The 10,601-nt window shown below is 47.9% G+C and carries 10 protein-coding genes and 1 pseudogene; 5 read left to right on the top strand and 6 right to left on the bottom strand.

Annotated features, from left to right (window positions below; all coding sequences use genetic code 11):
* Positions 1-235, top strand: a 235-nt coding sequence (locus Q502_RS14470; protein ID WP_220152707.1) for a hypothetical protein, incomplete at its 5' end; no start/stop codon positions are given.
* A gap of 952 nt (positions 236-1,187) precedes the next feature.
* On the opposite strand, the gene pepV is transcribed toward Q502_RS14470, so the two are convergent.
* Positions 1,188-2,588 (bottom strand): dipeptidase PepV, encoded by a 1,401-nt coding sequence (pepV, locus tag Q502_RS12660; RefSeq protein ID WP_112109520.1) that lies wholly within the window; start codon positions 2,586-2,588, stop codon positions 1,188-1,190.
* Between the two features lie 12 nt (positions 2,589-2,600).
* Positions 2,601-3,698, bottom strand: coding sequence for a MalY/PatB family protein (locus Q502_RS12655; RefSeq protein WP_112109511.1), 1,098 nt, complete (start codon positions 3,696-3,698; stop codon positions 2,601-2,603).
* Positions 3,699-3,833: 135 nt separating this feature from the next.
* Here Q502_RS12655 and Q502_RS12650 point away from each other — a divergent pair, with 135 nt between their 5' ends.
* Positions 3,834-4,100, top strand: a complete 267-nt coding sequence (locus Q502_RS12650; RefSeq protein WP_102819440.1) for a hypothetical protein — start codon at positions 3,834-3,836, stop codon at positions 4,098-4,100.
* A 23-nt stretch (positions 4,101-4,123) separates the two neighbouring features.
* On the opposite strand, the gene Q502_RS12645 is transcribed toward Q502_RS12650, so the two are convergent.
* Both Q502_RS12645 and Q502_RS12640 read right to left on the bottom strand, forming a co-directional pair.
* Complete coding sequence (locus Q502_RS12645) at positions 4,124-4,693, bottom strand: phosphatase PAP2 family protein (protein WP_102819441.1); 570 nt, start codon at positions 4,691-4,693, stop codon at positions 4,124-4,126.
* 75 nt (positions 4,694-4,768) lie between these two features.
* Positions 4,769-5,824, bottom strand: coding sequence for a tyrosine-protein phosphatase (locus Q502_RS12640; RefSeq protein WP_102819442.1), 1,056 nt, complete (start codon positions 5,822-5,824; stop codon positions 4,769-4,771).
* A gap of 372 nt (positions 5,825-6,196) precedes the next feature.
* On the opposite strand from Q502_RS12640, the gene Q502_RS12635 reads away from it, so the two are divergent.
* Positions 6,197-6,814 (top strand): fibronectin type III domain-containing protein, encoded by a 618-nt coding sequence (locus tag Q502_RS12635; RefSeq protein WP_102819443.1) that lies wholly within the window; start codon positions 6,197-6,199, stop codon positions 6,812-6,814.
* A gap of 819 nt (positions 6,815-7,633) precedes the next feature.
* Here the strand turns inward: Q502_RS12635 and Q502_RS12625 are convergent.
* Positions 7,634-8,059, bottom strand: coding sequence for a hypothetical protein (locus Q502_RS12625; protein WP_102819445.1), 426 nt, complete (start codon positions 8,057-8,059; stop codon positions 7,634-7,636).
* A 689-nt stretch (positions 8,060-8,748) separates the two neighbouring features.
* On the opposite strand from Q502_RS12625, the gene Q502_RS12615 reads away from it, so the two are divergent.
* Positions 8,749-9,702: a nitrous oxide reductase family maturation protein NosD gene (locus Q502_RS12615; RefSeq protein WP_112109512.1), complete on the top strand. Its 954-nt coding sequence runs from the start codon at positions 8,749-8,751 to the stop codon at positions 9,700-9,702.
* 166 nt (positions 9,703-9,868) lie between these two features.
* Complete coding sequence (locus Q502_RS12610; protein WP_258002072.1) at positions 9,869-10,063, top strand: hypothetical protein; 195 nt, start codon at positions 9,869-9,871, stop codon at positions 10,061-10,063.
* 353 nt (positions 10,064-10,416) lie between these two features.
* Here Q502_RS12610 and Q502_RS14915 read toward each other — a convergent pair.
* Positions 10,417-10,601, bottom strand: a pseudogene (locus Q502_RS14915) (hypothetical protein); the annotation flags it as partial.

Here is a 10,601-nt window from a genome sequence, read left to right as displayed (position 1 = left end):
CACAATCTTTTTTACATACTCGCTTTTCAAGATCTCAGATCCTTATTTGGCCTGTTTGCTTTCCCCTTCTCTCTACTCTATTAATGAATGGTTTGACCTAAAGCTAAGAACAAATCCTCGCTCTGGAACGAAGAACATGTTCTCATCGTCGAACGGAGAACCTTTCAACAGTGATCCGGTTTCACTCTTCTCTTTCAAGCCTCCACGTGTTACTCCCAACCACGGTTTTCATTAGGACCAGATCCTGAACAGGGACGCTTCAGGATGACAAAGTAGGTTCGTTCTGATCAGATTACTTTAATTTGCTTGCTCTTTTTCTTTGGTTTTTGCCTCCTGGTGCGTAAGCGCCAGCATCACTTCCCCGGATGCTCTTCCGGGCATCACTTCCTCGCGCCAGCGAGCCTCACTTCCTGCCGGAGGCAGCATCACTTCTGTTCTTGCTCTTACCAACCCCGGCCTTTTGCTTTCCCTTACAACTTACAACTTGCAAGTGTTCGCGTTTTTCGCCGCGTGGATCGAGATTCTTACCAGGACCTTTGTCAGAATGACGAGAAGCAAGGAAAGACTGTCATCCACGTAGAACCTTCCCTTAAATCCACTCACTTAGCCTGCCCTGAAATGCTCCTGTTCAGGGTCATCCCGTGATGGTTTTGCACGGGATCTGGGTTTCGTCTCATCGATCTCTCTCGCCTAGCTTTCAGCGGATCTTAGCCCACGAAGCCGGAACTAGCCTTTGCTCTTAATACACCCGATCTTCATAACCCGTTTCTGATAAACCGCCCCTAAGAACCCGAATTTCTTAACCCGTTCCATACTAGGCTCTTCCGCCCGGCGAAGTCGGAACTGGGCTTTGCGAAGCAAAGACTGGCTTCTGAATTTCTCCCGCTGAAAGCGGCATCAATTACTGCGCAGCAGCATTACTTCTGCTCTTGGTCTTGGTCTTCTCTAAGGACGGAGAACCGCTGACGGTGGACCTGAGAAGGCCTCCTTCGAAGCACATCACTTCCTGGCGAAGCCAGCCTTGCATCTTATTCCGCTCTTTCCTACAACCAACCTCTAGCCTCGTTTTTTGTTCTCACAACTCACAACTTGCAACTTGGAACTGATCTTTTGCTCTTTCCTACAACCAACCTCTAGCCTCGTTTTTTGTTCTCACAACTCACAACTTGCAACTGATCCTTTGCTCTTCATCCGCAAAGCTCGATTATCGCCTGTGTGAATATCTTCGCACTGGTCAACAGATCTTCAATCACTGCAAATTCATCCGGTCCGTGCATGTTATTTTCGCTGCCGGGCATAGTGCTCCCAAATGCTACACCGTTTTCCAGTCGATGAACGTACGTTCCACCTCCCATCGAGATGCAGTATCCCTTCTTTCCGGTGTAGCTTTCGTAACATCTAAGAAGTGTCTTGACGAATTCCGAGTCACCGGGAACGTGGTGAGGAGGTTTTATATCATCGTTTTGCAGAACTATGCCATACTCGGCCAGTTTTGCCTTAATTACATCAAGGAGGTTCTCTTTCGTTGCGCATAAAGGAGCCCTGCAATCGAACGTCGCGTTGAGGCTTGAACTATCGTAATCCATCATATTAAGGCTTATTGTAAGCTTGCCGGAGAGTTCATCGCTCATCGCAATGCCAGCAGCCTCACCTAGCCAATCTCCGTGAGGAAATACTGAGTTCAGAGCTTTCAGCCGTTCAAAGCCGGTACTATGAGAAACCGGGAGTCTTGAGATGACCTCCAGCAAACCCGTCAAAGCATTTCTCCCCTTATCTGGAGTCGAAGCATGACCTTGAAGTCCTTTAGCCGTGATTGTAGTCTTTTCCCCCTCAGTGGTTAAGTTGAACGAGATGCCACTCAGTTCGCTTACGGCATCACAGTAATCTCTGATCTCTTCAGGATCGATTCCTTCGACAACCGCAGATGCTTCACCGGGAACGACATTGCTCTTGATGCCTGCCCTGAAGCTCACGACCCTTGGAGTCTCGGTTGACTCTTCAAACCTGGATTCGAACTTTCCCTGGAGCCCTCCCTTTTCTATATTCACAACCGGGAAACTCGCATCCGGCGAGAAGGTCATAGGAGCCTCCTTTTCGATTCCATAGTAGTAGCGTATGTCGGATGATCCACACTCCTCATCTGTTCCTAAAATAAGTCTGACGCCGGCTTTTAGGGGGATGTCAAGATCCCTTACAGCCTTCATGGCGTATAGAGCAGCTACTGCAGGACCTTTGTCGTCGATCGTTCCGCGACCGTAAAGCTTTCCGTCCTTGACGACTGGATCGAAAGGCTCCGTAACCGACCAGCCGTCTCCCCCAGGTACTACATCGAGATGGGCCAGGATGTCCAGCTTGTTTTCGAGTTCATTGAAATCGACAGCACCAACGTAGTTGTCGTAATTCTTGGTCCTAAATCCCATTTCAGATGCCATTTCCAGAGCTGCAGCCAGTACTTCCGCCGGCCCATCGCCATACGGTCTACCCTCTTTCGCTTCTTCCCTGTCGCTCTTTATTCTTACCAGTCTCATAATGTCTCTTATCATGAGTCCTTTGTTTTGCTCGAAGTAGTCTTCAATCAGTTTCTTCATAAGAATCAATCTTCACCTCCACCTGTTATAAGTCTCAGATAATGCGTATCCGCGTCTTGCAGCTGCATCGAAAAGGTAACCTAGTGATTCCTCTATCTTGCCTCTAGGTGCAGCAACGTTCATCCGTGTGAATCCCTTTCCCCCTATTCCATAGTTTATACCACGGTCTAGGTCGAGGTATGCCTCATTAAGCAGAAAGGATTGCAGCTCGTCATCATCTAACCGAAGGCCGCGCCAATCTATCCAGATCACGAAGGACCCTTCTACTTCGGATACTCTAACATCTGGAATGTTGCTTCTAAAGAAATTCCTGATCATGTTTATGTTCTCAGCAACATATTTCTTCATCTCCCGTACCCAGTCAGAGCCTTTCGGTCCGTATCCGGCACATACCGCCGCGTGGGTCAGAGGATCTATGCTTCCATAATGATCGGCATCCCGCTGAACCCTGAACTTATCTCTTGTTTCGGAATCGGGGATAATCATATTTGCATTGTTAACGCCCGTGAAATTGAAGACCTTTCCCAGCGAGGTCGCAACTATCGAGTGGCTTCCGTTTCCAGCGACCTTAGCGTAAGGAATTGCCGAATTGCCGTTGAAGGTTATTTCTCCGAATATCTCGTCACTGAAGACAAGGACGTTATATCTTTGAGCAAGTGAGGAGATTATCTCTAGATCTGAAGGCCGCCACACTTTCGCAATGGGGTTGTGAGGATTGCACAATACGAAAAGCCTGTTCTTACCAACCTTCATGCATCTCTCAAGGTCGTCGAAATCCATCGAGTACTTTCCGTCTTTGTAGATCAGAGGATTGCTTACTATCTCTCGATTCGTCCTTCTGACTGCCTGTTCATACCTGTTGTAGACAGGAGGCTGTACGATAACGCCGTCTCCCTCTTCTGTGAATGCCCTTATTGTCGTTGCGACTGAGTGAATCGTGCCGTAGGTAGGAACTATCCAGTCTTTCTCTATCTCCCAGTCTCGCATGTTCTTCATCCACCAGCGTATGCTGGAGAGATACTTATCATCGGCAAGAGTGAATCCCATAAGCCCAATCTTCGCTCGCTTTACAAGGGCGTCGATTATTGCCGGAGCGGTCTTGAAGTCCATCTCGGCACCGGCATAGGTTTCGTATGGGGGCTTGTAACGGATACAGTCAATAACCTCGGCGGAAACAAACTGATAATAACCTCAGACAACTTTGGCGCTCATTCCATCTCTTCCACGCTTTCTCAGAGGATAGCGATGATGAACTCGACGAAGCTAACCGTGGAGGGCAGTGCTTCTGTTGTCGTATGGGCAGAAACGACCGCGATTTTCACAACGTATATTCCGGCCGGGGAGGAACAGGTTCCTGTTATACAGGCGCCAGTTCCGATTCCGATCGTCGCCGCGTCCAGTGTGAACGGAGGCAAGGTCGTCGCGGTTTCCTGTGCTTATACCTTTCACGGTACTCTGATGGGATTAGCTCCAGGCAACACTGACCTATTTAGAGCCATAGTCGAATGGTAAGCATCGATGAAAGAGTGGAGTGTCTACTGCAAGTTTCCGGATTTGTCGTTATTCTCAGGTTTGATAATTGTATACTTCTCGAAAAGTCGGACGGTAATGATGCCGCATAGCGCTCCGAGTACAATCCCGGTGATAACGTCCGAGAAGTAACTGAAATAGACGTATATTTCGGCAAGCGCTATGAAAGCAGAGAGAAGGACAAGGGGGACTCTGAGCATCTTGACGTTGTTCCAGAGAACGGCGGTGTAGGCAAATGAGATAGTAACCGGAGAAGATGGGAATGAGTAAGTTTCGGGAGTCGGAAAGATTATCGCGTACCCCTCGATGAACTCGAGTGGCCTCAACCTCCCGAAGACGGGCTTAAGGATAACGAAGGCAACAAGCAGACTTATCGCTAGCCCCAGCGAAGTCATGTAGCCGGCCCTGCGGAACCTCTTGTCGAACAGGAGAAGGACCGTCAGTAGTATCCATACGAGGGCCCCCCTTTCGAGAAACAGCATAAAAGAAAGGAACAGATCCATTACCTCTCCAGATATTGCCGAGTTCAGCGAATTCATTAACGAAAGCTCAAATTCATTCAACGCATCCCACATACAGCCACCACCAAAATCCTATCAAAAGAGGCGGCTCAACACCGCCTCTCGATAATAACACCTTCAGTATCCTATTTATCTTAGAATATCTTGAATAGCGGCGATCTCTGTGTAAGTGAGACCGGCCCTCTTCGTCAGGTAGTCAAGCGCAACGCTCTTGACGTTGACATCGTCAACTGGATTGCCATTGTTCATAAGAACGAAGAGATCGGCGATAATCTTCTCCACTGCATCGTAGGCTGCCGTTCCCTGCTTCACATTGTAGTAGTTCTCATAGGATTTGACATAGTCCGCGTAGATCTCGTCGGTCTTTGCGTTCATAATCGCTCCAAGCAGAGCGGAGGCGATTCCGGCCCTATCCTTGCCTTCAACGCAGTGGATCAGATACGGCGGCTCGTGAGAAATCATGAACCTAAGGCCCTCTCCAAGTTTCTTCGCGAAATCTTCAGCGAGAGGATCTACTCCCATATTTAGGTTTATCAGGTTTCCGGCTTCACCGATTGCCTTGTAATACTCCGAGTACTCCCAGTTCGAAGCAAGCTCTTCGTCCGAATCGGAGAGATTGATTACAGTCCTGATTCCCGCTTGCTCTATTAGGGCCGATGCGTAAGGCGACCTGGGATCGCTGATTGAAGGATGGGAACATCTGTATAGCTTACCGGGTGCGATCTCTCCAATCGTTACTTCCCTGAAGTTTGCAAAGATCTCATCGCTAGCATAATCATCCCTTACATCCGTTCTTACAAGGTGTCTGATCTCCAATTCGTCCCTATAGGCCCCCTTCTCGATAAGCCCCATACTGAGAGGATCTCCAACGGCAAGTCCGTAAGTCTGACCGAAATTGCCATAGTTGATGGCCAGAAGAACATGGTCGCCGGAATACCTTGCCAGCGGCTGTCCCCTGTCGACATCGCCGTATGTAGTTACGAATGGAACCATGATCGTTGTAGTGCCCATAGTCACGTAAACAAGATCTCCAGCTTCAATGGCGGCATAAACAACTGCTTCCATCGGAATATTCGTATGAACGTTACCGTACTTATCAATCTCGGCCACTGCACCAACGATTCCGGCAAGCATCAAAGCTGACAGAACCACAAAAACACCCAGTAACAATCCTTTCTTAAGCATAAAACACCTCCACCTATCCTATTTAGACGTTAAGATATTTCCACCATAATTATATCACCAGCGACTTTTAATCACGAAGAGACCAATCATCATTAACCGCATGATACGATGATCAGACAACCGAATAGCTCTGTTGTCACGCACTACGACTCCCGCTACTCCGTTTATACCACACATGGAGACGTACAGAAACGAACAAAGAAGTGTTCGCACTCTTTTCCGAAGAATTCTCAAGAAGAGAGTCTGGCCGCTAGAGACTGAATCGACCAGCTCCGTTCTAGAACCAATAGGGAGATGTTTGGTAGATAGGTACTCACTTTTCGGACGAACTATTGATTTCATCTCCTAATTTGGATCGTGGAGGAGAATGAGATGAAGAATGTTCGCCTGATAGTGGTTTTGGCACTTGTTTTTTTCTTTCTTACAGGCTGTCCTATCAAGAATGGCAAGCCAGAATGGGGAGTTATAGAAACGATTGTCAAGAATACTGGAGAGCACTTTCAGATCAACCTTGCCGAGTACAGCTCAGACCCGGACGGCCATCTTATATCGTACAAGCTAATAGGAGGACCAGGAACCATTACAGGGAGCCTTTACGAGGGGACAGTCAGCGGGCCTCTCGGCAACATTACAGTGACAGTAAGGGCGGAGGATGAAAAGGGATTGTCTACTGACAAGACATTCACGATAACGGTCAAGTCGTTCCCCAACGTCCCGTCAAGTCCTTTCCCGGCAAATGGTGCAAAGGATACGAACTTCGAGGTTACCCTGTCCTGGGAAGGCGGAGACCCCGACGGAGATCCGGTACTATATGATCTCTACCTCTCTACAGCTCACAATTCCACTCTTTTCATATCGAATCGAACTACTAACAGCTATACCAAGAGCGGTCTCTCGCCCAACACAACATACTACTGGAAGATAGTTGCAAGAAACGAGGGGTCGTCTGGCGTAGCCGGCCCAATATGGAGCTTCACAACAAAGAAATGAAATCCAGCGAAGGGCAATACAAAACTGTATATAGGGGGAGAATCCGCAAAATCGAGATGTTCGCTGTGCTCACGGGAAGCCCAACATTCTGACCGGGATCATGTAAGAATCACGAAAAAGAACATTTGTCATCCCGATATGCAACTGATCGGGATCTCGAATGTAAGAGTCGCTTTTCGCTGAACGCTGAAAGATCCTCTGCTAGAAGACGCTGTGCGCTTTGAAGAGCCGTCCTCCGATAAGATCATATTGAGAAAGAGCATTGTCGAGATGTTCGCTGCGCTCACGAGAAGGCGAGAGAAAAGTCAGTCACCTTCGGTGGCCAGTCAGGCTTCGCCTGGCCAGTCTCGCCTTTGGCGAGGCAAGTTCCGCTTCGCGGCCTAAAAGCCAGCGATCGCTCCAAAGAACCGCTGTTCGCTTATCGCTTGGATGAGAAGAAGTTCTCCGTTGGGTGTCCAAGAGGAAAGATCTGTTCTTCGTTCCAGAGCAGAGCGAGGATCTGTTCTTTGTTCTTGGTCAAGGTCATATTTCCAGAGCATGGCACACCCAGACCAGGAAATTGTAAGGCCGACGAACTGAGCTGGTCTTGACAAACCAGATTCCACCATTCTTTGCTCGATAGGAACTCTAGCTCTTTGCTCTTGGCCAACCACCAACTACGTATCACCAATAACGGCTCTTAGCGCGAAGCTTCTTCTAAAACTCAAAGCGTCTTCTCTGGCTCCAGCGGAGAGCGGAGGACCGCTGACGGTTAACGTATTTTGCTCTTTCCAGCGTTAAGCGGCTCTTATAGAAGGACGTTTCTCTTGAAAGCCGAAATCAATACTCGTTGGATCTGGAAATGAGCCATTTGCCAGATTCGTTCTTAATCCTCCAGATGTAAGTCCTGTAGTCAATCGGTCCGGAATTCCATTTGATTTCTACGCTGAATTCCACTCTGGCTTCCGTGACTCCCTCGTTGAAATCAACGTCAACGTTGCTCGTCCTGTCGAAGTGAATGACGTTCCTTCCTTCAAATCTGCTTGAATAGGCATCGATGATCTGAGAGTACGATTTGGTTGCCGTGTTTATTACGGCCGGATTTGTGTACAGCCCCGCAAGCTCTACAGAGTTCTCCGCTTCCCAATACTTCTCGAAATCGCTCACAAGTCCACTCACCTTGATCGTCGGGCCTAAAATGAAACAACCCGAAAGCAACAGCAACACAACGACCAAAGATAATATTGACAGAATTATCTTTTTCATCTCTTCGCCCCCTCTCCAAAATAACTTTCACCCGAAGCACACTCCATGAAACTCCTGTCCTATCACTCTCATCCCTTGATCAAGTTTCATCTCGATCTTGCTTTAGAAAGAATGCCCGCCTGCAACGCTACTCTCGATTGGCGCTTCCTCGTCTACTATCTAAACCCCTCATCGAAGCTCATCTCTACCCTCATCTTTTTTTTTGGAGTTCGATCGTCTAGTCCTAAGTCTCAAAAATATCACCGATACCTGAGAGTACGCTCATCTGCGCTCTTGATCTTCAGTTCCCGCTCGAGCGGTGGAGAGTGTGCACCTTGAAGCCCGTCTGCAACCATGCTCTCATCAAAGCGTTCCAGTCAACGAGAAGAGCTCCTATCGCTGTAATGTCATTAGATCTCACAGATGACTGTTCTGAGCGAGATGCACCCCCATCTCCAGTTTGCTGCTCTCCTCCCAAATACAATGGAGCGAAAGTCTTTCTTCATCCATGCATTGAAGAGGACAAGAAATTCTAGCACCTGCATTGTCGAAATCGGCTCGCGGGAAGGACTCATTCCCTTTTCCGACACACCGCTTCGATGAAGACCCCACGCCTCGATAGCAATGCTTAACACCCTATTAGTAACAGTTCTCTCTTATTTCATGTAGATGGTTTAGACTAAAGATTAGAAGTAGACGGAGGTGTTACCATGAAGAAGCTTCTTTTTGTGCTGCTCGTATGCTTTGTAATAAGCTCGATCAGCCTTGGACAAGGCGAGGCCGGCATCTTGGTGGTCGGCGACCCGGACGGCCAGTACTCAACCATACAGGCAGCAATAGATGACGCAAAGGCCGGAGATATGGTGATGATTCTCCCCGGAACATACAGAGAGGGTCTGACTGTAAGCAAGGAGATCAAGCTTATAGGGTCGTCCAGAGACGAGGTTATAATAACACCCGAAGAAGGAAAGGATCTCGGGATATTTGTCAGGGGCGCTGCAAATTTCTCGATCGAGAGCATCACTGTCATTTCGAGCGGCGCGGCAATCAACGTATCGAGATCCTCGGGCAAGATAGTAGACTCCTTCATTGCGGGCGGAAGATTCGGAATCTCTTTCAGCGGCACCGGAATGACCCTTGAAGTAATCGACTCACATATAACCTGCTATCTCGGAATGGACAATGAAGATCATCTCGAAACCAGACTCGCAGGAATCTACGCATATGGCAGCGCAACAGTGATTGCAGAGAACTCAGTATTCGAAAGAAACGGAGTGGGGATAAGCCTAACCAACGATATCAAGTACCAGATCCAGAACTGTACATTCACAGGAAACACGATAGGAGTTTCGCTCGGTGGAGACGCAACCGGTTCTCTTGTGGGAAACATAATCACGAAAAACGTCGAAAACGGAATACTGATAAACTCATCTTCCACAACCACACTCAAAGACAACCTCTTCTACGACAACATCTGGCACGGACTCGATCTTTACCTCAACAGATGTACCGAGTGCGAGTGTGGGGGCGAAGAATTCAACGGCACGGTCGTTGGATCGGGGAATGTATTCAAGTCCGAAGACGAGATCTGCCCGATCGACTACTGGGACGAAACCTTCTACAGTTTCGACGAGGATCTGGGAAAGAGCGAGCACGAAGACTGAACCCGACAAACCCCCAGGACATCGGCAATGCCTTGGTGATTTTTTTGTATAACCGTAGTCTTTAATTCTCCGGGCTCAAATGCGTTGATTTCAATCCTGATGATAATTATAGCCATGCAGCGATAGCTACGGATCGTGAGCTTGTTTGAGAGAGTATGGTATACTAATGTTGGGTGATGAGATGTCGAAAATCGACTGGGGCAGAGTGCAAAACAAAGTGAGCATAGCGCTATCAATAGGACTGGCGGTTGCTGTAATCATCATGGTATTCGCTCTCATAAACCTGACAAAAGCAAACTCTTCCTCACAGGCTTTCATAGACTCAATCAACGAACCAACCACTGTCGAATCGAACAGATGAGAAGGCACCCACTACAACGCATTGACTAGTTAGGTGCCCAGCCCGTCTATGGGAGGCAAAGACTCTCCCCGCAATGTGCAAATAGACACCCAATTCTTATCGATAGCTCTAACTCAACTTCGACAGCGAGTAATCTAAAAACAGCTAAACAAGGGGAAAAATGAAAAGAAAAACAGACGTACCACCACAGTGGTCAATTATGCAATCTCTTTGAGTAGATCCGGTGGTCTTATTTTGAGTGATTTGAAAGCGTCGTAAGCATTGCCCATCATTTCAGTTCTTGCAAGAAAGCGTTTGCCTTCTACCGTTAACTCAACTGCCCTTATCTCTTTCAAGTCTTCAAGTATTTCTGCTTAAGAGAAAGTACTTCCAATCTGAAGCTTTCTACATAAGGCAGTCTCCATTACAAGCGCAAGGAAACAGATCATTATGTGTCCCTTCACCCTCGTCTTGCTTATCATTCCTCTATCGGCTACCACTATAACCCTGTCTATGTTGAATCTTCTTCGTATATCCTCAAGAGCTTTCCTGAAGGTAT

It is taken from the genome of Mesotoga sp. Brook.08.YT.4.2.5.2., from assembly GCF_003351125.1.
Taxonomy (GTDB): Bacteria; Thermotogota; Thermotogae; order Petrotogales; family Kosmotogaceae; genus Mesotoga.
The sequence above is the reverse complement of the archived record's forward strand: the minus strand, read 5'-3'. Positions and strand labels throughout refer to the sequence as shown.

Bases quoted from the DNA above. Each gene is read 5' to 3' on its own strand.
- pepV (WP_112109520.1), bottom strand. From the start codon at position 2,588: ATGAAGAAACTGATTGAAGACTACTTCGAGCAAAACAAAGGACTCATG.
- Q502_RS12655 (WP_112109511.1), bottom strand. From the start codon at position 3,698: ATGGACTTCAAGACCGCTCCGGCAATAATCGACGCCCTTGTAAAGCGA.
- Q502_RS12650 (WP_102819440.1), top strand. From the start codon at position 3,834: ATGATGAACTCGACGAAGCTAACCGTGGAGGGCAGTGCTTCTGTTGTC.
- Q502_RS12645 (WP_102819441.1), bottom strand. From the start codon at position 4,693: ATGTGGGATGCGTTGAATGAATTTGAGCTTTCGTTAATGAATTCGCTG.
- Q502_RS12640 (WP_102819442.1), bottom strand. From the start codon at position 5,824: ATGCTTAAGAAAGGATTGTTACTGGGTGTTTTTGTGGTTCTGTCAGCT.
- Q502_RS12635 (WP_102819443.1), top strand. From the start codon at position 6,197: ATGAAGAATGTTCGCCTGATAGTGGTTTTGGCACTTGTTTTTTTCTTT.
- Q502_RS12625 (WP_102819445.1), bottom strand. From the start codon at position 8,059: ATGAAAAAGATAATTCTGTCAATATTATCTTTGGTCGTTGTGTTGCTG.
- Q502_RS12615 (WP_112109512.1), top strand. From the start codon at position 8,749: ATGAAGAAGCTTCTTTTTGTGCTGCTCGTATGCTTTGTAATAAGCTCG.
- Q502_RS12610 (WP_258002072.1), top strand. From the start codon at position 9,869: ATGTTGGGTGATGAGATGTCGAAAATCGACTGGGGCAGAGTGCAAAAC.